This is a genomic window from Dietzia sp. CH92, assembly GCF_032248695.1.
Taxonomy (GTDB): Bacteria; Actinomycetota; Actinomycetes; order Mycobacteriales; family Mycobacteriaceae; genus Dietzia.
In genome coordinates, this window is sequence record NZ_JAVHXC010000004.1 from 20545 (window position 1) to 42016 (window position 21472).

The following is a 21472-nucleotide window of genomic DNA, read 5'->3' on the forward strand; positions in this document are numbered from 1 at the left end:
AACCGGGCGGGGAACTGCGGCCTCCGGATGGTGATCGGCGCCACGCGAACAGCATCGCACGTTGGCCCGAATTACGCAATGGCGGAACTCAATACGTGTAACTGAACAGGTCCGGCGAACTGCGCACGGGCGGATACTGTTACCTCATGACGGAACGCGACATGCCGAACGCCGGCCGGGCGGGCTCCCGTGAGCGCGCGGCCGAGCGCCCCCGACACCGGATGGTCGACCGGGTCGCGGCGATCATGGAACTGATCGCACGCTCGGGCTCGGGGCTCACGCTCACCGCGGTGGCCAAGGCCCTCGACGCCCCCGTCAGCTCGACCCAGGGACTCCTCAACGGGCTGGTCGCCGTGGGGTATCTCGACGAGCGGAACCGCGTGTACACGCTCGGGACGGCCCCCTACCTGCTCAACGTCATCGCCGGGCGGCCGCCTGTCACCTCGGTGAGCCACGAGCAGCTAGAGGCGCTGCACTCACAGACCGGGCTCACGACGACCCTGTCGACGGATGTCGGCGACGACCTGTTCTACGTGGACTTCGTCTCCTCCGACCCGCACTACGCCTACCTCGCGGAGAACAAACTGCGCCGCTCCCTGCTGCGGACCTCGTCCGGGTGGCTTCTCCTCGCGGACCGCGAGCGGCGGGACGTGTGGGCCTACCTCAACTCTCGGCCCCGCGAGGACACCGAGTACGTCGACCGCTTCCTCGCCGCACTCGACGACCTGATCGACACCGGGGTCTGTCTCGCGCCCGGGGTGGCCGTCGACGGCGGGGACGGTGTCTCGGTGGCCCTGCGCGAACGCGGCCGCACCATCGCGACGGTCGGCGTGATCGGCAGCCGGGCCGAGATCGTCACCCGGAGAGACGAACTCGCCGCCGCCTGCCTCGACCACGCGACCTCGTGGGGGCTCCGGTGACAGCCCCGCCCGCCTAGCCGCGGCCGGCTGTGACCGGACCCGGTCAGCGCCCCTCGTAGCGGCCGGGGCGCTTGTCCCCGAACGCGGCGAGCGCCTCCCGGTGATCCTCGGTGTGGTGCGCCAGGGCCTGCATGGCCGCGGACAGCTCGAGCAGGGACTCGAGGGACTGGTGCTGCGACTCCCGGAGCAGCCGCTTGGCCATGCGGACGGAGTGCGGCGGGTTCTTCGCCACCCGCGCCGCGAGCTCCCGGGCGGCGCCCATCAGCTCGTCAGGCTCGACGACCTGGTTGACCAGCCCCCATTCGGCGGCCTGCTCCGCCTTCACCCGGTCCCCGGTGAGCGCCATCTCCGCGGCCCGGGCGGGCCCGATCGCCTTGGTGAGGAGCCAGGCGCCGCCGTCGCCCGGGATGATGCCCAGCTGCACGAAGCTCTCGGCGAACCACGCCCTGGTGGATGCCACCCGCAGGTCGCACATCACCGCCAGGTCGCATCCCGCGCCGACGGCGGGACCGTTGACGGCGGCGATCACCGGCACCTCGCAGTGGTACAGCGCGCGCGGGATCCGCTGGATCCCCTGACGGTACCCGTCACGCAGCTGATACGGGGAGCCGCCGAACATGCCGGACCTGTCCACCATGTCCTTGACGTTCCCGCCCGCCGAGAACGCCGAACCCGCGCCGGTGAGCACGACGGCCCGTACATCGTGATCCGCGTTGACCACCGCGACCTGCTCACAGAGGGCGTCGACGATCGCCGGGTCCGAGATGGGATTGCGGGAGTCCGGCAGGTTGAGGGTCCACGTCTCGATGTGGTCGGCTCGTTCGACGAGCAGGGGCGTTGAGGTCATGAGGGGCTTCTTCCGTCGGATCCCGTGAGCGGCGAATATGTAACTACGTAAAGAGTTACCTAACACTATTCGCATGGCCCGCGGGGGTCAACGGTGCGTTCCGGGGGTGACACCAGCCGCGATCCCCGGCCGGAGACGACGAAACCCCGGACGGCAGGTCCGGGGTTTCGTGACGATCGTGGTGGAGCCGCGTGTCGGAATCGAACCGACGACCTTTTCATTACGAGTGAAATGCTCTACCGACTGAGCTAACGCGGCGAGCCCTTGTGGGGCGAGGCAACTATATCCGACGTGACCCGCCACAGAAAAAACGGGAGGGTTCTGCGGCGCGGACCGGCCCTGTCGCGCCCCGCCGGGGCCGGTGCGGACGGCGTCGTAATCAGGAGCCGAGCGCCGCCCGGATGGCACCGACCATCGCGGACACCGCGAACTTGGGCTTGACGTTGACCTCGATCGCCGCGCGGCAGTCCTGCACCGCCTCGATCGCCTTAAGGATCGACGCGGCCGGGTAATGACCACCCAGCCGCGCGGACTCGGCGGACTTGTCCGGGTGCACGGCGGGGACGTCACTCGCGCCGAGCGCCACCATGAGCGCGTCACGGTAGAAGCCGGCCAGATCCACCAGCGCGAGGTCGAGCGAATCGCGGGTGGAACGGGTCCGCCGCGACTTCTGCGCCCGTTCGAGTTCCTTGACCGCCCCCGTGGCGCCGCGCCCGGCCGAGGCGGTGCCCTTCCCGGTGCCGCCGGCTCCGAGCGCCGTCCGCAGCTCCTCGACCTCCCGCTCGTCGGACTCACTGTTGCGGGCGAGCGCCTCCTGCTCGGCGGAACTGACGAGCCGGCTGGCGAGCGGGAAGGCCCGTCCGGGATTGTGCATAACCATCGGGAGCTCCAGGACGACGTCCCGCCGCTCCCTGGTCGCCTCGTCGGTCGCCAACCACCGCGCGCGCCCCACGTGACCCGAGGAGACCGAGGCGGCCCACCGGGCGCGCTCCGGGTCGATCTCCGCCCCGTCCACCAGCAGGGCCCGCTCGACCGCCGCGGCGTCCGGCTGACGCAGCGCCACGTTCCGCGACCGCGACCGCAGCGTGACCATGATGTCCATCGGATCGGTGGTGGGCGAACACAGGAGGAACACGGTTCTGCTGGGCGGCTCCTCGACCACCTTGAGCAGGGCGTTGCCGGACTGCTCGGTGAGGCGGTCCGCCTCCTCGACCACGACGATCTGCCACCGCCCGGTCCCGGGGCGGCTGGCCGCGCGATGAATGGTCTCCTTGACGTCCTTCAGCAGGATGTTGACGCCCTGCGGGGCGAGCAGGTGGACATCGGCGTGGGTCCCCGCCATGACGGTGTGGCACGCCCGGCACTCCCCGCACCCCACCACCTCGGGGTGCTCGCACTGCAGCGCGGCCGCGAACGCCATGGCCGCCACGCTCCGGCCACTGCCCGGTGGGCCGGTGAACAGCCACGCGTGGACCATGCGCGGATCGGACTCGTCCCACCCCTGCCCCGGCACCCGGGCACGGGCGGCCGTGGCGGCAGCGGTCAGCTCCGCCACGACGTCGGCCTGTCCGGCCAACCGTTCGAACACCCCGGGCATGGACCCCACCTTATCCCCGCTCACCGACACACCTGCGTTCCCGGCGGCCCCGGGGCGAACTAGGCTTGGACCGATGGAGCGCTGGGTCAGGTTGTTCAGGTGGCTGTGGGCCACCCCCTGGCCCGTGTATGCGCTGACGATGGTGCAGGCCAACATCATCGGCGCGGTCTTCGTGTTCTCCTTCCTGCGCTTCGTCCTGCCGATGGACCGGTTCCTCAATCTGGACCAGTTCCGATTCCTCAACCAGTACCTGTTCATCGGGTACCTGGGGCTGGCCTTCGTCGGCGGTGTCATCGCCTCGACCCTGCTCCTGCTGCCCGTGCTCCGGGTGGACCGGGCGGGCGGGGAGTTCGACGGGCCCGTCCGTCAGCGCACGTTGCGCCTCCCGTTCCACCAGGCGCTCATCTCCGGCGCGATGTGGGTGATCGGCACCCTGTTGTTCATCGCCGTCAACGTGGGGCGCTCCCCCAGACTCGCCCTCATCGTGGCCGTGACGAGCATCCTCGGCGGGATCGTGACCTGCCTGATCTCGTACCTGCAGGCGGAGCGCATCATGCGCCCCATCACGGTCCGCGCCCTGGCCCGCGGCGTGCCGGACAGCCGCCACGTCCCCGGCGTGCGTCGACGCATCTTCCTGGGCTGGTCCCTGACCACGGTCGTGCCGATCGCCGGAGTTCTGCTCATCCTCATCGGGCACTGGTTCGGCCTGTTCGGTGACGACCCCGGACTCATCCTGGTCTCGCTGGCGGTCCTGGCCAGCGTGGCCGTGATCGCCGGGGCGATCGGCATGGGCCTGGTCTCGGATTCGATCGCCGACCCCGTGCGGGAGATGCAGGCGGGCGTGAGCCGCGTCAAGCAGGGCGACCTCGAGACCCGCGTGACGATCTATGACAGCTCCGAGATCGGCCGACTCGCGCAGGGGTTCAACGAGATGGTGACCGGCCTTCAGGAGCGCGAGGCCATCCAGGACCTGTTCGGCCGCTACGTGGGCGAGGACGTCGCCCGCAACGCGCTCGAACGGGGCACCGAGCTCGGTGGGCAGGAACGCGACGTCGCCGTGTTGTTCGTCGACCTCACCGGGTCGACCGAGTTCGCGGCGGCCCACGAGCCGGCCGAGGTCGTGTCGGTGCTCAACGAGTTCTTCCGGATCGCGGTCGAGGCGGTCGACTCCAACGGCGGGTACATCAACAAGTTCCAGGGTGACGCGCTACTCGCGGTCTTCGGGGCCCCGCTGGAGGTGGACAACGAGGCCGGGCGCGCGCTCCGGGCGGCCCGGGCCCTGCAGAGTCGCCTGGCCGAACTGTCACCGCTGTCGGCGGGCATCGGCGTGTCCTCCGGAACCGTCATCGCCGGGCACATCGGCCACGCCAAGCGGTTCGAGTACACCGTCATCGGCGACCCGGTCAACGAGGCCGCGCGACTGACCACGCTGGCCAAGATGGAGCAGGGGCACGTGTTGGCCTCGGCCGCCACCATCCACCGCGCGGACGAGCCGGAGGCGGCCCGGTGGGTCCTCGGCCAGAGCGTGGAGTTGCGGGGTCGGGGCATCATGACCCAGCTCGCCCGCCCCCTCCGTCCGACCCTCGCCGACCGGTGGCAGGCGGGCGACACGGTGCCGGCGGGCGATGCGGTACCGGCGGGCGACGTGGTCGTCGACGACGCTGCCCGCTGACCGGCCCTGGCACCAGGCCGCCCGACGGCCCGAGCAGCAGGCCGCCCGACCCGCCGGCGTCACCGCCGCGAGCCGGCCGCCTTCTTCGCCGGCGCCTTGCGCGCGCCCGCCTTCTTGGCCGGCGCCTTCTTGGCCGGCGGCGACTTGGCGCGCCGCTCCGACAGCAACTCGGAGGCGCGGGCGTCGGTCAGGCTCTCGACGGTGTCGCCCTTGCGCAGTGAGGCGTTCGACTCGCCGTCGGTCACATACGGACCGAAGCGACCGTCCTTGACCAGCATCTGCTTCCCGGACACCTCGTCGATGCCCATCTCGCGCAGCGCCTTGGGGGCGGCGGCCTGACGTCCGCGCCGCTTGGGCTCCGAGTAGATCTTCAGCGCCTGCTCGAGGGTCGTGGTGAACACCGCGTCCTCGGACTCGAGGGTCCGCGAGTCGGTGCCCTTCTTGAGGTACGGCCCGTACCGGCCGAGCTGGGCGGTGATCTCCTCGCCGCTGGCGGGGTCCACGCCCACCACGCGCGGCAGCGAGAGCAGCTTGAGCGCGTCCTCGAGCGTGACGGTCGCCGGGTCCATGGACTGCATGAGCGACCCGGTCCGCGGCTTGGGCCCGGTGGGGTTCTCCGCGTCCTTCTTCGCCTTCCGCGTCACCGCGGACTTGGCCTTGGTGGCGGCCTTCTTGGCCTCGGCGATCTCGTCGTCGTTCTTCGCGGCGGCGATCGCGGCCTCGCGCTCGGCGTCGATCCGCTTCTTCTCCGCCTCGGCGTCGGCGAGCACCTTCTTCGCCCAGGCGGCCTTCTCGGCGTCGCTGGGCTCGGGCAGCTTCTCGGTCACGTAGGGCCCGTAGCGCCCGTCCTTGACGACGATCTCGTGCCCGGTCTCGGGATCCACGCCCAGGGGCCGCCCGTCCTGGGGGGTGGCGAAGAGCTTCTCGGCCACCTCGAGGGTGAGCTCGTCGGGGCTCATCCCCTCGGGGAGGTTGGCGCGCTGCGACTCGTCCTCGCCCGACTCCCCCTTCACCGTGCGCTCGAGGTAGGGGCCGTAACGGCCGACCCTGACGTACACGGGTCGCCCCTCGGCGTCGTCGAACACGCGGATGGAGTTGATGCTGCGGGCGTCGATGGCCTCGAGGTTGACGTCGACGAGGTTCTTCAGGCCGACGGCGTAGTTGGCGGCGGTCTCGGCGTCGGCGCGGTCGCCGGCCCCGAAGTAGAACCGTCGCAGCCAGTCGCCGCGGTTCTCCCGACCCTCGGCGATCGCGTCGAGCTCGTCCTCCATGAGGGAGGTGAAGTCGTAGTCGACGAGCCGGCCGAAGTTCTGCTCGAGCAGCCCGACCACGGCGAACGCCACCCAGCTGGGTACGAGGGCGTTACCGCGCGAGTAGACGTAGCCTCGGTCCTGGATGGTGCGGATGATACTGGCGTAGGTGGAGGGGCGTCCGATGCCCATCTCCTCCATCGCCTTGACGAGGCTGGCCTCGGTGTAGCGGGCGGGCGGGCTGGTGGTGTGGCCCTCGGGCAGGAGGTCCGAGCCGGTGAGATGCTGCCCCTCGGACAGCTGCGGCAGGCGCCGTTCGGCGTCGTCGGCCATGGGCTTGTCGGAGGACTCGGCGGCATCGTCGGCGGCCTCGACGTAGGCCTTGAGGAAGCCGGGGAACGTGATGGTGCGGCCGGACGCGGAGAAGGTGGCGCGGGAGTATCCGGAGTCGTTGGCCCCGGCCTCGCCGCTGATCCGGATGCTCACCGAGGTGCCGCGGGCGTCGGCCATCTGGGAGGCGACGGTGCGCTGCCAGATCAACTCGTAGAGGCGGTACTCCTCGGCGTCCAGCACGCTGTGCAGCTGGCCGGGGGTGGCGAAGGTCTCGCCGGCGGGGCGGATGGCCTCGTGTGCCTCCTGCGAGTTCTTGACCTTGCGCGTGTACTGCCGCGGTGTGGGCGAGACGTACTCGCTGCCGTAGAGCTCCGTGGCCTGTGCGCGGGCGGCGGCGATGCCGCCCTCGGACAGGGTGGTGGAGTCCGTTCGCATGTAGGTGATGTAGCCGTTCTCGTACAGCCGCTGTGCGATGCGCATGGTGCGCTCGGAGGTGTACCGGAGCTTGCGGCCGGCCTCCTGTTGGAGGGTCGAGGTCATGAACGGCGCGTAGGGGCGCCGTGTGTAGGGCTTGGACTCGACGGAGTCGACGACGAAGTCGGCGCCGTCGAGGGCGTCGGCGAGCGCCCGGGCCGCGGATTCGGCCAGGACGACGGAGTCCTTGGCCGCGCCCGTGGTCTTCAGCCTGCCGTCCTGGCCGAAGTCGCTGCCGCGGGCCACGCGGGCACCGTCGACGGCGGACAGCTTGGCGGTGAAGCTGCGGGGTTCACCGGCGTCGCCGCCGGTGGGACGCTGGGTGGCCAGGGTGGCGGTGATGTCCCAGTAGTCGGCGGCGACGAACGCCATGCGTTCGCGTTCCCGCTCGACGATGACCCGGGTGGCCACCGACTGCACGCGCCCGGCGGACAGACGCGGCATGACCTTCTTCCACAGCACCGGCGAGACCTCGTAGCCGTAGAGGCGGTCGAGGATGCGGCGGGTCTCCTGGGCGTCGACGAGGTCGGTGTCCAGCTCGCGGGTGTTCTCGGCGGCGGCGAGGATGGCGGGCTTGGTGATCTCGTGGAAGACCATCCGCTTGACGGGGACCTTGGGCTTGAGCACCTCGAGCAGGTGCCACGCGATCGCCTCGCCCTCGCGGTCGGGGTCCGTCGCGAGCAGCAGCTGGTCGACCCCGGCGAGCTCCTTCTTGAGGTCGGCGACCTTCTTCTTCTTGTCAGCGCTGACGACGTAGATGGGCTCGAAGTCGTCGTCCGGGTTGACGCCGAGGCGGGCCCACGGTTCCTTCTTGTACTTGGTGGGGATGTCGGCGGCGCCCTTGGGCAGGTCGCGGATGTGCCCGACGGACGCCTCGACCACGTAGTCGGACCCCAGGTAGGGCTGGATCTTGCGCGCCTTGGTGGCGGACTCGACGATCACCAGGCTCCGCTTGCCGCCCGATGCTGTCTTCTTGCTCGCCACTGGAGTGCTCCCAACCTGCGCTGACGTGTGGACGTGTGGATGTCCGACGTCCGGTTCCGGCCACCGTACGTGCACCGGCGCCCCTTCTCATAGGAATTCATACCAGGCGCCCCGCGGCCGACGAGAAACGCGGACGGCCGGGTGACCGGTCGGGGGCGGCGGGCCCGGGCACGCGTCCGGCCCGGGGTGACGCCGCCGTACGGACCGCGGTGATGCCTATATATGGGTGTCGGGTCGGGCCGGGGCGCGCCCTTCTCGCGGACCCGACGGGCGGCGCCACCGCGGAGGGCGGGCAGGGGCGGTGGCGGGTCTGCTCGGTGTGGGCCCGGGCGCCGGGGAGGGGGCGGGTGCGGGGGCACCGGCCGGGAGGGAACAGGGGCGACGACGACGAGATCGGCGATCGCGGAGTGGACAGCGGCGGGCGGGGTGGGTCGCATGGTGATCGTCGTTGAAAACCCGCTGGTCATCGCCTCGGCGATCGGCGCCGCGCTGCGGATGTGGCAGCAATAGACAGGTCGGTCTATGATGAGAAGGAACATCCACGACCGCGGATTGCAACCTGTTACAGTTCCGGCACATCGGTCGTGGCCGCGGGCTGCGCCGGAAGCGGCGTACCGTCGATGGCCGTACGGGAGCCACGACGAGTCCCCACCATCACGACTTTCTGGAGGTCAGCAGCGGTGCGCAATGCGTCCAAGACCAAGCTGGACAAGGTGGTCATCCGCATCGCGGGTGACTCGGGTGACGGCATGCAGCTCGCCGGTGACCAGTTCACCTCCGAGGCCGCAGCGTTCGGTAACGACCTGGCGACCCAGCCCAACTACCCGGCCGAGATCCGGGCCCCTCAGGGCACCATCCATGGTGTCTCGAGCTTCCAGATCCAGATCGCGGACTATGACATCCTCACCGCGGGTGATCGCCCGGACGTGCTGGTGGCGATGAACCCGGCGGCGCTGAAGGCCAATATCGGGGACCTGCCCTCGGGCGGGATCCTCATCGTCAACTCCGACGAGTTCACCAAGCGCAACCTGACCAAGGTGGGCTACGAGTCCAACCCGCTGGGTTCGCCGGCGTTCGAGGCCTTTCAGGTGCACGAGGTGGCGATGAGCACGCTGACCATCGGTGCGGTGGAGTCGGTGGACATCGGCAAGAAGGACGCCGAGCGGTGCAAGAACATGTTCGCGCTCGGTCTGCTGATGTGGATGTACGGGCGCACGGTCGACTCGATCGAGACGTTCCTGTCGGACAAGTTCGGCAAGAAGCCGACCATCCTGGAGGCCAACGTCCTGGCGCTGCGGGCGGGCTGGAACTACGGCGAGACGACCGAGGCGTTCGCCTCGGAGTACGAGATCGCCCCGGCCAAGCTGCCGGCGGGCCGGTACCGCCAGGTCACCGGTAACACGGCCCTGGCCTACGGCCTGGTCACCGCCGGTGTCTCGGCCGAGATGCCGGTGTTCCTGGGCACCTACCCCATCACCCCGGCCTCGGACATCCTGCACGAGCTGAGCAAGCTCAAGCAGTTCGACGTCACCACGTTCCAGGCCGAGGACGAGATCGCCGGGATCGCCTCGGCGATCGGCGCCTCCTACGGCGGCGCGCTGGGGGTGACCTCGACCTCCGGGCCGGGTCTGGCGCTGAAGTCCGAGGCGATCGGCCTGGCCGTGATGACCGAGCTTCCGCTGGTGGTCATCGACGTCCAGCGTGGTGGCCCGTCCACGGGTCTGCCGACCAAGACCGAGCAGTCCGACCTGCTGCAGGCCCTGTTCGGCCGCAACGGCGAGTCGCCGGTGGCCGTGGTGGCGCCGCAGTCCCCCGCGGACTGCTTCGACGCCGCCCGCGAGGCCGCCCGCATCGCGGTGACCTACCGCACCCCGGTGATCCTGCTCTCGGACGGGGCGATCGCCAACGGCTCGGAGCCGTGGCTGCTGCCCGAGGTCGAGGCGCTGGCGCCGATCGACAAGAACCTGGCCACCGCGCCCGAGGCCGACCAGGAGGGCGCCGCCGCGCCCGGGTACCTGCCCTATGCCCGCGATCCGCAGACCCTCGCCCGTGACTGGGCGGTGCCCGGCACCCCGGGGCTCGAGCACCGCATCGGTGGGCTGGAGAAGGCCAACGGCACCGGCAACATCTCCTACACCGCCGACAACCACGACCTGATGACCCGCACGCGCGCCCTGCGCATCGCGCGCATCGACGTGCCGGACCTGGAGGTCGACGACCCGTCGGGCGAGGCCGAGGTGCTCGTCGTGGGCTGGGGCTCGTCCTACGGCCCGATCGGCGAGGCCGTGCGCCGCGCCCGCGCCAACGGGCACCGCGTGGCCCGCGCGCACGTGCGTCATCTCAACCCGCTGCCCCACAACATCGGTGAGGTGCTCGGCCGCTACCGCCGCGTGCTGGTCCCGGAGATGAACCTGGGCCAGCTGTCGATGCTGCTCAAGGCCCGCTTCCCCGCCGACATCCAGCCCATCACCAAGGTGCACGGGATGGCGTTCTCGGCCGAGGAGCTGCAGAACGCGATCGAAGCCGAGTTCGCCGGCCGCCTCACCCACGCCGAGCACGACAAGTACCGCGTCGCGCTCGACGGTGTGATCACCACGACCGGTGAGCCCGCGGCCCGCGCCCGGCAGATCGGCCACACCGCCACCGGCACCGCCACCGCCAACCGAACCCGCTGACTGTTCGAGCGAGGAGAGGATCCCCATGACCACGACCGAACCCGGACTCGTCGGCAGCCCGCTGCCGCTGGACGCGCTGTCCTCGGTGCCCAAGACCGACGCCCCCCAGAAGCCCAAGGACTACACCTCCGACCAGGAGGTGCGCTGGTGCCCCGGCTGTGGCGACTACGTCATCCTGGCCACCATCCGCGCACTGCTGCCCAAGCTCGGCCTCAAGCGCGAGAACATCACCTTCGTCTCCGGCATCGGCTGCTCGAGCCGCTTCCCGTACTACCTCGAGACGTACGGCATGCACTCGATCCACGGCCGCGCCCCGGCGATCGCCACCGGCCTGGCCACCGCCCGCCCCGACCAGTCCGTGTGGGTCGTCACCGGTGACGGCGACGCCATGTCCATCGGCGGCAACCACCTGATCCACACGCTGCGCCGCAACGTGAACATGAACATCCTGCTGTTCAACAACCGGATCTACGGGCTGACCAAGGGCCAGTACTCGCCCACCTCCGAGACCGGCAAGGTCACCAAGTCCAGCCCCATGGGCTCGGTGGACCACCCGTTCAACACCCTGTCCCTGGCCGTGGGCGCGCAGGGCACCTTCGTGGCCCGCGCCCTGGACTCCGACCGCAAGGGCCTGACCGAGGTCCTCGAGGCCGCCGCCCACCACCGCGGCACCAGCTTCGTGGAGATCATGCAGGACTGCCCGATCTTCAACGACGGCTCCTTCGACCTGCTGCGCAAGGAGGACGCCGCCGACCACCTCATCCCGGTGCGTCACGGCGAGAAGATCATCTTCGGCGACGAAGGCCAGCACTGCGTCATCCGCCGCGGCTTCTCCCTGGCCGTCGCCGCCACCGCCGACGTCGACGAGGCCGACATCGTCGTCCACGACGCCCACACCGACGACCCGACCTACGCCCACGCCCTGGCCAACCTGTCCAGCCAGGACCTCGAGTACACGGTCACCGGCATCATCCGCCAGGTCACCCGCGACACCTACGACGACCTCGCCCGCGGCCAGGTCGAGCACGCCAAGAACACCGCCACCCACGACCTGCAGTCCCTCCTCGACGGCTCCAACACCTGGACCGTCGAGTAGGCCGTCGCACCGCCCGCGCCGCGTCCCGCGAGGCCGACGGCGCACGCTCCACCGCTCACGGGGGCGGTCACCGGCTCACACGCGCCGGGTGACCGTCCCCGTGACGCGTCCGGCGGGGTTCCACGTCCGCTCGACCACGTCGGCGACGCCGTGGTGGTCGATGCGGACGGCCGTCGTCGACCGGGTGCCGTAGTGCCCGCCGATCCGGACGAACCTGGACGACAGCCGCCACTCGTGGGTCAGGGGCACGCCGGTGCGCGGCATCGCCCATGGTGCGGCCGGGCGGCGGTCCGCCAGCACGTCCAGCAGCGCGCGGGACCAGTCCGGGCTCTCCAGCACGTCGGTGCCCAGTAGCGACCGGACGTCGCGGGCCGCGCCGACGACCTTCGGCCACGGGGTGTTCAGGGCCGCGTTCGACAGCCCGTGCACCCCGTCGTCCAGCGGCAGCGGGCCACGCGTGGACCGGTTGGACGCCCACCACATCTCGTCGAGGTCGCCGGCCAGCAGGTTGACGCCGCCGTAGGCGTCGAGGCCGTCGACCACGTGGCGGGCGAACTCCGTCGCCGGCACCGGCCCGGTGAGCGCGTCGACCGGCAGCTCGCCGCGGGACGCGGGCGCGGGGAGCACCGGCCCGGGCTCGCGCACGTTGGTGACCGCGGCGAACCTCCCGCCCGGGGCGAGCGCCATCCACGTGCCGCCGGCCGTGACGTCCCGGCCGGCGACGATGCCCGTGGCACCTTCCTGCTCCAGGGTCCACTCGTGGAGCGGTTCCGTGGGGCGGGCGAGGACCTCGTCCCGGTTGGCCACCACGATGAGCGGGTAGCGGGGGTGGGCCCGGCGGGCGACCACGAGCATGCACATACCCCCACGGTACGTCGACCTGCGGCGGGCCAGCGCGGACGCGGGGTGACCCGGCGCGCGCGGGGGCGGCGCGGCCGTCAGCCGGGCCAGTACCCGGCGGGCACCCCGGCGGGCGGCTCGCCGATGTTCTGCGCCAGCCGGGCGCGCGCCTTGGCGGTGCCCAGCCGGAGCAGCGGGCCGCCGCCCTTGGATCCGACGTACGTCGTACGGATGCCGACCCGCTCCAGCGCCGCCCGGAGGGCGTCCCTCCGCGGGGCGTGATGTTCGATGCCGGCGTCGATCCCCAGCTCGACGACGCCGGTGTCCGTGATGTGGCCGGCGGTGAGCATCCAGACCCGCAGGGCCCCGGCCGACGGGGTCCACCGCTCGGGCACCGCCGTGACGGCGCCCCTGCGCCAGCGGCGGACGACCGGCACCAGCGCGGGGGTCCGCGCCGTCGAGACGGTGCACCGGCCGTCGGGACCTGAATCGGAGCGCACGGGATCGAGGCCGGCCTGCGAGAGGATCGCCTCGAACGCGTCCGCCCGCCACGCGGCGTCCAACGCGACCGACACCTGGGCCACGTCCCCGGCCAGGGTGGACTGCCCACGCGCGGCGAGGACGCCCTCGAGGTCGGCGGGGTCGGGGACATGGTCGTCCGCGGCGAAGAACGACAGCTGCGTCACGGTCACGAGCCTACGACCGATCTCCGACAACCCCGACACCGAGATCCCGCCGCCGGCGATGCCGGCTAGACCCGCCCCGCCCCGTCACCGCGGGACGCCCGCCCCGTGACGGCGCGAGGCCCCCACCGCGCGGTGCGGTGGGGGCCTCGTGCGTGACGGACCGGATCGGTCAGAGGGCGCGGACCTCCTGCGCCTGCGGCCCCTTCTGACCCTCGCCGACCTCGAACTCGACGCGCTGGTTCTCCTCGAGCGACTTGAAGCCGGTGCCCTCGATGGAGGAGTAGTGGACGAAGAGGTCGGCCGAGCCGTCCTCCGGGGCGATGAACCCGTAGCCCTTCTCCGCGTTGAACCACTTGACGGTGCCCTGTGCCATGTTTACTGCGTTCCTTTTCCGTACTGCCAGGTGCGACTCGCGGGATGGCCACGCGTGTCGGGCCGACGCCCCGGTCACCGGTTGCCCGGTGCGGCGATGACGACCGGGTCCAGTACACCACGACAACAGCGGGAGGAGAACAGATCTTGGACAGCCCGGCCCGCCGGCCGCCGATGGCGCCAGCCGCACCCCGTCCGGCCGCGGATGGGACCGACCCGCCGCGACTGTCTACGGTCGAGGGGTGACGACGTACGGACGCGAACTACTGGGACACCTGCTGGAGCAGCAGCCCACCGGGCCGTCGCCGCTGACCCACGCCGTGGACCTGCCCGCCCGCGAGGCGCGCCACGCCGACTGGCCGACCTGGGCCCACCCCGGGCTCGTGGACGAGCTCCGCGCCCGCGGCGTCGACCGCCCGTGGGCCCACCAGGTCGCCACCGCCGACCACGCCCACGCGGGCCGGAACGTCGTGGTGGCCACCGGCACCGCCTCCGGCAAGTCACTCGGCTACCAGCTGCCCGCCCTGAGCGCCCTCGCCGAGGACCGCAACGCCTGCGTGCTCTACCTCTCCCCCACCAAGGCGCTCGGGCAGGACCAGCTGTCGTCCGTCGTCTCGCTGGTGGACTCCGTGCCCGGGCTGGAGCACGTCGCACCCGCCTCCTACGACGGCGACACCCCGACCGACGCCCGACCCTTCATCCGGGAGAACTCCCGGTGGATCGTCACCAATCCGGACATGCTCCACCTGTCGATCCTCGGCAGAGCCCGGCAGTGGACACGCATCCTGCGGGGGCTCCGCTTTGTCGTCGTCGACGAATGTCACTCCTACCGCGGTGTGTTCGGCTCCAACGTCGCGCTCGTCCTGCGCCGGCTCGACCGGCTCGCGCGGGCGCTCGGCGCCGCGCCGACCTTCGTCCTGGCCTCCGCCACCACCTCCGACGCCGCGGCCGCCGCCACCACCCTCGTCGGCCGGGAGTGCGTCGAGGTCACCGACGACGCCTCGCCGCAGGGCGGCCGCACCGTCGCCCTGTGGGAACCCCCGTTGATGGAGGGCCTCGCCGGCGAGCACGGCGCGCCCGTGCGCCGGCCCGCCCCGGTCGAGGCATCGGGACTCATGGCCTCCCTCGTCGCCGAGGGCGCCCGCACGCTGACGTTCGTGCGCTCCCGTGCCGGCGCCGAATCCACCGCCCTCCGGGCGCGCGAACGCCTCGAGTCCGAACACGGGGCGCGCGGCCGCGAACTCGCCGGCCGGATCGCCGCCTACCGCGCCGGCTACCTCGCCGACGACCGTCGCGCACTCGAACGCGGCCTCGCCGAGGGGGAGCTGGTCGGCGTCGCCTCGACGTCCGCTCTCGAACTGGGCGTGGACATCTCCGGCCTCGACGCGGTGGTCAGCGCGGGCTTCCCCGGCACCATCGCCTCCTTCTGGCAACAGGCCGGCCGCGCCGGACGCCGCGGCCAGGGCGCGCTGGTCATGCTGGTCGCCCGCGACGACCCCCTCGACACGTACCTCGTCCACCACCCCGAGGCCCTGCTCGGCCGACCGGTCGAGGCCACCGTCACCGACCCCCGCAACCCCGTCCTGCTGGCCGGTCAACTGCGGTGCGCGGTGAGCGAACGCCCGATGACCCACGACGAGGCCCGCGCCTGGGGCGCGACCGGGGTGCTCGAGGACCTCGCCGCCCGCGGACTCGTCCGGCGCCGGCCCGCGGGCTGGTACCCGGCCGCCGACGACCACACCCCCCACGCCGAGGTCGACATTCGCGGCACGGGCGGGGCCGAGGTGGTGATCGTGGACGCCGTGGACGGCCGGATGCTCGGCACGATCGACTCGGTCCGCGCCCGCTCCCAGGTCCACCCCGGTGCGCTCTACCTGCACCAGGGCGAGTCGTTCATCGTCGACGAACTCGACCTCGACGAGGGACTGGCGCTGTGCCACCCGGAGGTTCCGGAGTGGACGACCTCCGCGCGCGAGCAGGTGTCGATCGACCTCATCTCCACGCTCGAGACCGTGCCGGCGGGGCCGGTCACGCTGTCGCTCGCGGACGTGGAGGTCACCACCCGGGTCACCGGCTACCAGCGGCGACTGCGTGGCGGGGAGATCCTCGACGTGCCCCCTCTGGACCTGCCCGAGACGACGCTGGCGACCCGGGCGGTGGTCTACACGCTCACCCCGCAGCTCCTGCGCGTCGCCGGGCTCGAGGAGGCCGACTGGCCCGGGGCGCTGCACGCCGCCGAGCACGCCGCGATCGGCCTGCTGCCCCTGGTCGCCACGTGCGACCGCTGGGACATCGGCGGCGTGTCCACCGCACTGCACCCCGACACCGGACTGCCGACCGTGTTCGTCTACGACGGTTACGCGGGCGGGGCGGGCTTCGCCGAGCGCGGGTTCCGGCGCGCGACCTCGTGGCTGCGCGCCACGCTCGACGCCATCCGTGCCTGCGAGTGCGAGACCGGGTGCCCCTCGTGCATCCAGTCGCCCAAGTGCGGCAACGGCAACGACCCCCTCTCCAAGCCGGGGGCGATCGCGCTGCTCACCGAGGTCGTCGGGCAGCTCGCGGGCGCCGCCGGGTAGCGGCCCGGTAGCGGCCCTGCCGGCCAGCGCGCGGCCGCGGCCGGGTACAGGCCGCGGCCGCCTCCTCACACCGGCCCCGCCCGCGCCACGGCCGACGCCGACCGGGCGCCCAGCACGCCGAGATCGATGCTCACCTCCGCCCGCGTGACCACGTCGAGTCCGTCCACCCGGCACGACGCCAGCGTGGCCCGGTTCGCCCCGGCGATCCCGGACGCCACCGCACACGGGTCCTCGCCCGCGCGCAGGGCGTGCGCGCCGGCCAGCGCCGACAGGTCCGCCGCCGACCTGGCCGAATGCGCGGCCACCGCCGCCCTCCCGACCAACAGCACCGCCACGGTCAGTGCGAGAACGGCGGCCACGGCGAAGGCGGTGGAGACGGTCATGAACCCGTCGTCGTCGTCGACCATCCGCCGCCCCACCGCGCGACGAGGCGACCCGCCGCGCCGGAGAGGCGACCCGTCGCGGCGGACAGGCCCCGGGCGGCACGGGCCCTCGCGACCGGGGCCCCGCGGCGCGGGCCCGGTCACCCCGTCGCCCCCGGCTCGGTGCGCGCGACCGCCCGACCCGTCAGCTCCACGCCCGGAAGGCCCCGCGCCGGCGCGACCACCACCGCCGTGACATACGACCCCGCGCCGGTGACCGTGACCTGCGCCCCCGACGCCACTTGCTGACCTGCGGAGATCCCCTCCCCCGGCCCGGACATCGCCGCCACTCGCGCGGCCTCCCGCGCCGCGTCGACCACCCCGATCTGCGTGAGCGCCGCGGCGGCCCCCGCGGCGGCGACGGCCACGACCACCACCAGGGACGCGATCCCCAGGGCCGCCTCCACCGTCACCGACCCGTCGTCGCGGGCCACCGCCGCGCGGACCCTCCGCGACATCGTCACACCGAGGTGTTGAGGGCCTGCTCGATGATCCCGCCCAGCGCGTCGGGGATCGAGTCGCCGCTGACGACCGTGTAGAGCACGGCGCCGAACGCCGCGGCAGCGATCGTGCCCACGGCGTATTCCACTGTCGACATTCCGGCATCCGCGCCGGCCGGGGCCCTGAACGGACGCGCGAGGACGGCCCGGGACCGTCTCACGAGCGTGGCCGAGGTGGTGAGGGTCCGCGCCGCGATGCGGGAGGTGATGTGGGTGCTCATGTGGGTTCTCCTTCTTCGGTGACCGGGACGGCGTCTCCGCCCCGGAATCGGTGGGGCCGGGGAGGCCGCTCACGGCAGGACCCCCGGCAGCATCCCGTCGGCCAGGCCGATCACGACGGGCAGGACGCCCAGGCAGATGAACGCGGGCAGGAAGCACAGCCCGAGGGGCCCGGCGACCAGCACGGACGCGCGTTCGGCGCGGGCGGTGGCGGCGGCATCGGCCTCCGACCGCATCCGCGCGGCGGCATGGCCCAGGGCGGCCCGGACCGAGCCGCCCCCGTCAGTCGCGCGGGCGAGCACCGACGCGACGGGGGCGAGCCGGGTCGCTCCGGGGATGTCCCGCCAGGCCTCCGCCGGGGTGGCACCGAGCCGCATCCGGGACGCGGCCGCCCGCAGCGGCTCGGCGAGGGCGGGGTCGGTGTGCTCGATCGCCTCGGCGACCGCGGCCAGGGCGTCCGGCGTGGGCAGACCGGCGAGCAGGGCCACCGCGAGCAGGTCGAGCAGGTGCGCGAGCGCCTCGGTGTCAGCGGGGGCGTCGCCCCGGCGGGACAGCGGGACCGACAGTCGGGCGAGCGGGGCGGCGAGCGCGGCGAGCGCGGCGAGCGCGGCGAGCGCGGTGAGCACGGCGGCGAGGTGTCCGGGCGGCGACAGCGGGCCGGGTGCCGGGCGGGTCGGCGTACCGGGGGCGGGCGGCAGCGCGTGGAGCCTCTCCGCGGCCCGGGGCCGCCACGGCGCGATGCACAGCGCGACCGCGAGCACGAGGAGGGTCGATGTCATCGGTCGGCCCCGCCCGCGATCCGGTCGGTCCAGAGCAGTCCGGCCGCGAGGAGCACCGCACCGGCCAGGCACAGGACACCTCCGAGCGCCCCGCCCAGAAGGACGCCGAGGGGGTCGGCGCCGAAGCCCGAGCCCAGCAGGACCCCGAGCGCGGGCAGCGCGGTGAGGATGACGGCGGTCGCACGCGGGCCGGCGAGCGTGGCGTGCACCCGGACCGCGCGCTCGCGGCGCGAGGCCACGTCGGCGCGGAGCCCGTCCACGACCTCCGCCAGCTCGACGCCGTGGCGCGTCGCGAGGAGCCAGGCGCCGGCGAGCTCGCCGGGGACCCGGTCGCCCTGACTGCCCGCGGCGGCTGCCGCCCAGATCGGGTCGGCCGCCGGGGTCATGCTGGTCGGGGCCGTTCCGGCCGGGGTCATGCCGGCCGGGACCGTTCCGGCCGGGACCGGGCGCAGGGCCGCAGTGACGTCGCCGCCCAGGCGGGCGTGTGACCCCGCGGCGGCGAGGAGCGCGGCGACCTGCGCGTCGTGGGCGGCGGCCGCCTCCGCGGCCCGGCCGAGAGCCGCGCCGGGGTCGGCACCCGCGCGGAGGGCGGACGCGGCGTCGTCCAGTGCGCGCTCCCACGCCCCCAGCCGGGTGAGCCGATGGCGGCGTCCGCCGGCGCGGGCGTAGAGGTCAGCCGCGACGCCCCCGAGCACCCCGCCCGCGCAGGCGTGCAGCGGCCCGGCTCCGAGCAGTCCGACGACCGCCCCCACGAGCGGCCACAGCACGCCCGCCGGGACCCGCAGGACGAGACCGCCCAGCGCACCGACACGCGAGACGACCCCGGGCGTGCGCGCGGCGGACGCCCCGGAGGGGTGGGCGGCCGCTCCGCCGCGGCCCCGGCCGCCGTGCGCGCCGGACTCCGGACCGCCGAGCGCGCGCAACCGTGCGCTCGCCGCGCCGCCCGGCCACAGCAGCACCGCGACCGCCACCAGCAGCACCGCCGCCGTCACCGGACCCGCTCCGCGAACATCGCGTCCAGGGCGGCCCGGCCGCGGACCGCTCCCCCGTCAGCACGCCACGCCGGGTCCACGACTATCCCGTGCTCAGCGCGTCGCACGACCCCGATCGACTCGACCTCACGGCGACCGTCGGGCAGGCGGCGCATCCCCACCACGACCCGCAGCGACGCGGCGACCTGCGCGGACAGGGCGGAGCGGTCGAGGCCGCCGAGCGCGCCCAGGGCCTCGAGCCGGGCGGGCAGTTCCGTGGGCGAGTTGGCGTGGACGGTCCCGGCGCTTCCGTCGTGCCCGGTGTTGAGGGCGGCGAGCAGGTCGGCGACCTCGCCGCCGCGGACCTCACCGACGGCGATCCGGTCGGGCCGCATCCGCAACGCCTGCCGGACGAGATCGGCCATCGTCACCTCGCCGGCGCCCTCGACGTTGCCGTGCCGCACCACGAGCCGCACCACGTGCGGGTGGGCGGGCCGCAGTTCGGGCGAATCCTCCACACACAGCACCCGCTCGGACGACGGCACCAGCCCGAGCAGGGCGGCGAGCAGCGTCGTCTTGCCCGAGCCGGTGCCGCCCACGACGAGATAGCCCACCCGGGCGGCGACGAGCGCCCGCAGCAGCGGTTCGGCGTCGCCGGGCACGGTGCCCGCCGCCACGAGTCGGTCGAACGTCGACTGCGCGGGCCTCGACACCCGTAGCGACAGGCAGGTCCCGTCCACGGCGACGGGCGGGAGCACCGCGTGCAGCCGCCACGCCATCCCGTCGCGGGAGCGCACCACACCGTCCGCCCAGGGCCGCGCGTCGTCGAGTCGCTGCCCCGCCCGCCCGGCGAGCCGCACCGCGAGCGCGCGCAGTTCGGCCTCGGTCGGCACCACGACGTCGGTCTCCTCCAACCCGCGGCCGCGGTCGACCAGGGCGGGGCCGGGCCCGTCGACCACCACGTCGGTCACGCCGGGGCTCGCGAGCAGCGCCTCGAGCGGCCCGGCTCCGGCGAGGTGCTCGCGGACGAGGCGGGCGGTGCGCAGCAGGTCGAGGTGCCCGTGCAGGACACCGGACTCGGCGCGCACGGCACGGACCACCTCGTCGGGTTCCGGATCGACGCCCAGGCCGGCCAGCCGCGCGCGGACGCGGTCCACGAGGTCGGGCGGCGGGGCCGGCGGGGCGGTCTCGTCAGCGCTCACGGGAGACCACCTCGTCCACGAGGGTGTCGGCGAGCGCGCACAGGCGCCGCATCCCGCCGGATCGTCCGCGTCGCAACGCCTCGGCGAGCTCGCCGGCGCCGGTCGCGCGTCGCACGCCGGGGAGGTCGGGCAGGACGTGCCACCGACCGGCCCCCACCGATCCGGCGATGTCGGCCGCGTGCAGCGGGTCTCCGCGCCCGGTGCGGACCACCAGCACCGCGCCGGGAGACCGTCGCACCACGCGGCCCGCGGCCACCGCGCCCTGGAGGTCGGCCCTGGTGACGACGACGACGAGATCCGCCTCCCCGCACGCCGGCCCGCGGTCGTCGACGCCACCGCGATCGCTCACCGCGAGGCCGCCACCCGCCCGGTGGGCCCGCACGGCGCCCGGACCGCCATCGGGGACGCGGGCGGGGTCGGCGTCCGCGGGACCGGTGCGGGATCGCGCGAGGACCCGCAGCCCCGGCAGCACCTCGGGGGCGGCGCCCCACAGGGCGTCCGGGTCGGGACCGCCGAGATCGGCGCGCACGTCCTCGATCCGCAGGCCCGGGCGGTCCTCCGTGCCGAGGATCAGGTCGACACCCGTCCCGCGCGGGTCCGTCTCCACGAGCAGCGTCCGGTGGGACGGAGCGGCCCGCACCGCCAGAGCCGCCGCGAGGGTACTGGCCCCGCACCCGCCGACCGCGCCCACGACCACCACCGACGCACCCGACCGCGCGGGCACCGGTGCGAGCAGCGCGCCCACGAGGTCGCCGGTCCCGGACGGCAGGCGGATCACGTCGTCGTCGTCGCCACCGGCACCGTCTCCGTCCGCACCGACCCGCACGACGCGTGCGGGGCCGAGCCCCGGTGATGTCGCCGCGCCCCCGCCGCCGGCCGCGCTGTCGCGGTCGGTGACCGTCACGTCGGCCGGCCCGTCGCCCGGCTCCATCGCCAGGGCGGCCAGCACCGCGCGCACGTCGGCGTCCAGGTCGGGATCGGTGATCTCCACCGCGACGGTGCGCGCTCTCGTAGTCGTGTCCACGCCGCCCACCCTGGCCCACGCACCCGGCGTCAC

18 protein-coding genes and 1 tRNA gene are annotated in these 21472 nt (G+C 73.4%); 5 read left to right on the plus strand and 14 right to left on the minus strand.

The window, feature by feature from the left end; translation table 11 throughout:
- Positions 1–146: 146 nt before the first annotated feature.
- Entirely contained in the window at positions 147–920 is a 774-nt protein-coding gene (locus RWK90_RS09435) for an IclR family transcriptional regulator (protein ID WP_396230308.1), read from the plus strand.
- Between the two features lie 43 nt (positions 921–963).
- On the opposite strand, the gene RWK90_RS09440 is transcribed toward RWK90_RS09435, so the two are convergent.
- From RWK90_RS09440 to RWK90_RS09450, 3 genes are all read right to left on the minus strand, one after another.
- Positions 964–1767, minus strand: coding sequence for a crotonase/enoyl-CoA hydratase family protein (locus RWK90_RS09440; protein WP_314037162.1), 804 nt, complete (start codon positions 1765–1767; stop codon positions 964–966).
- Between the two features lie 182 nt (positions 1768–1949).
- A tRNA-Thr gene (locus tag RWK90_RS09445) sits at positions 1950–2025 on the minus strand.
- Positions 2026–2146: 121 nt separating this feature from the next.
- Entirely contained in the window at positions 2147–3364 is a 1218-nt protein-coding gene (locus RWK90_RS09450; protein WP_314037711.1) for a DNA polymerase III subunit delta', read from the minus strand.
- Between the two features lie 73 nt (positions 3365–3437).
- Between RWK90_RS09450 and RWK90_RS09455 the strand changes: the two genes are divergently transcribed.
- Entirely contained in the window at positions 3438–5036 is a 1599-nt protein-coding gene (locus RWK90_RS09455; protein WP_314037164.1) for an adenylate/guanylate cyclase domain-containing protein, read from the plus strand.
- 59 nt (positions 5037–5095) lie between these two features.
- On the opposite strand, the gene topA is transcribed toward RWK90_RS09455, so the two are convergent.
- Entirely contained in the window at positions 5096–8035 is a 2940-nt protein-coding gene (gene topA, locus RWK90_RS09460; protein ID WP_314037712.1) for a type I DNA topoisomerase, read from the minus strand.
- Between the two features lie 722 nt (positions 8036–8757).
- Here topA and RWK90_RS09465 point away from each other — a divergent pair.
- Together RWK90_RS09465 and RWK90_RS09470 are read left to right on the plus strand one after the other, a co-directional pair.
- Positions 8758–10752 carry a 2-oxoacid:acceptor oxidoreductase subunit alpha gene (locus tag RWK90_RS09465; protein WP_314037166.1) on the plus strand — a complete coding sequence of 665 codons (1995 nt, stop codon included), beginning with the start codon at positions 8758–8760 and terminating at the stop codon, positions 10750–10752.
- 25 nt (positions 10753–10777) lie between these two features.
- Positions 10778–11848 carry a 2-oxoacid:ferredoxin oxidoreductase subunit beta gene (locus RWK90_RS09470; protein ID WP_314037168.1) on the plus strand — a complete coding sequence of 357 codons (1071 nt, stop codon included), beginning with the start codon at positions 10778–10780 and terminating at the stop codon, positions 11846–11848.
- A 75-nt stretch (positions 11849–11923) separates the two neighbouring features.
- Here RWK90_RS09470 and RWK90_RS09475 read toward each other — a convergent pair whose 3' ends face one another.
- The 3 genes from RWK90_RS09475 to RWK90_RS09485 all read right to left on the minus strand — a co-directional run bounded on the left by RWK90_RS09475 (position 11924) and on the right by RWK90_RS09485 (position 13747).
- The gene (locus RWK90_RS09475; RefSeq protein WP_314037170.1) at positions 11924–12709 is read right to left on the minus strand and encodes an NRDE family protein; all 786 of its coding nucleotides are present in this window, start codon (positions 12707–12709) and stop codon (positions 11924–11926) included.
- Positions 12710–12786: 77 nt separating this feature from the next.
- On the minus strand, positions 12787–13374 hold the full coding sequence (locus tag RWK90_RS09480) for a hypothetical protein (RefSeq protein WP_314037172.1): 588 nt from the start codon (positions 13372–13374) through the stop codon (positions 12787–12789).
- Positions 13375–13543: 169 nt separating this feature from the next.
- On the minus strand, positions 13544–13747 hold the full coding sequence (locus RWK90_RS09485) for a cold-shock protein (protein ID WP_007628711.1): 204 nt from the start codon (positions 13745–13747) through the stop codon (positions 13544–13546).
- Positions 13748–13988: 241 nt separating this feature from the next.
- Between RWK90_RS09485 and RWK90_RS09490 the strand changes: the two genes are divergently transcribed.
- Positions 13989–16322 (plus strand): DEAD/DEAH box helicase, encoded by a 2334-nt coding sequence (locus RWK90_RS09490; protein ID WP_314037176.1) that lies wholly within the window; start codon positions 13989–13991, stop codon positions 16320–16322.
- 65 nt (positions 16323–16387) lie between these two features.
- On the opposite strand, the gene RWK90_RS09495 is transcribed toward RWK90_RS09490, so the two are convergent.
- From RWK90_RS09495 to RWK90_RS09525, 7 genes are all read right to left on the minus strand, one after another.
- Positions 16388–16729, minus strand: coding sequence for an Rv3654c family TadE-like protein (locus RWK90_RS09495; RefSeq protein ID WP_314037178.1), 342 nt, complete (start codon positions 16727–16729; stop codon positions 16388–16390).
- Between the two features lie 116 nt (positions 16730–16845).
- The gene (locus tag RWK90_RS09500) at positions 16846–17202 is read right to left on the minus strand and encodes a TadE family type IV pilus minor pilin (protein ID WP_314037179.1); all 357 of its coding nucleotides are present in this window, start codon (positions 17200–17202) and stop codon (positions 16846–16848) included.
- Between the two features lie 2 nt (positions 17203–17204).
- On the minus strand, positions 17205–17465 hold the full coding sequence (locus tag RWK90_RS09505; protein ID WP_396230309.1) for a DUF4244 domain-containing protein: 261 nt from the start codon (positions 17463–17465) through the stop codon (positions 17205–17207).
- Positions 17466–17534: 69 nt separating this feature from the next.
- On the minus strand, positions 17535–18242 hold the full coding sequence (locus tag RWK90_RS09510) for a type II secretion system F family protein (RefSeq protein WP_314037181.1): 708 nt from the start codon (positions 18240–18242) through the stop codon (positions 17535–17537).
- The gene (locus RWK90_RS09515) at positions 18239–19234 is read right to left on the minus strand and encodes a hypothetical protein (protein ID WP_314037183.1); all 996 of its coding nucleotides are present in this window, start codon (positions 19232–19234) and stop codon (positions 18239–18241) included. The genes RWK90_RS09510 and RWK90_RS09515 overlap by 4 nt, the downstream gene beginning before the upstream one ends.
- The gene (locus tag RWK90_RS09520) at positions 19231–20415 is read right to left on the minus strand and encodes a TadA family conjugal transfer-associated ATPase (RefSeq protein WP_314037186.1); all 1185 of its coding nucleotides are present in this window, start codon (positions 20413–20415) and stop codon (positions 19231–19233) included. Before RWK90_RS09520 ends, RWK90_RS09515 begins: the two co-directional genes overlap by 4 nt.
- Entirely contained in the window at positions 20405–21439 is a 1035-nt protein-coding gene (locus RWK90_RS09525) for a chromosome partitioning protein (protein WP_314037188.1), read from the minus strand. Before RWK90_RS09525 ends, RWK90_RS09520 begins: the two co-directional genes overlap by 11 nt.
- Positions 21440–21472 lie beyond the last annotated feature (33 nt).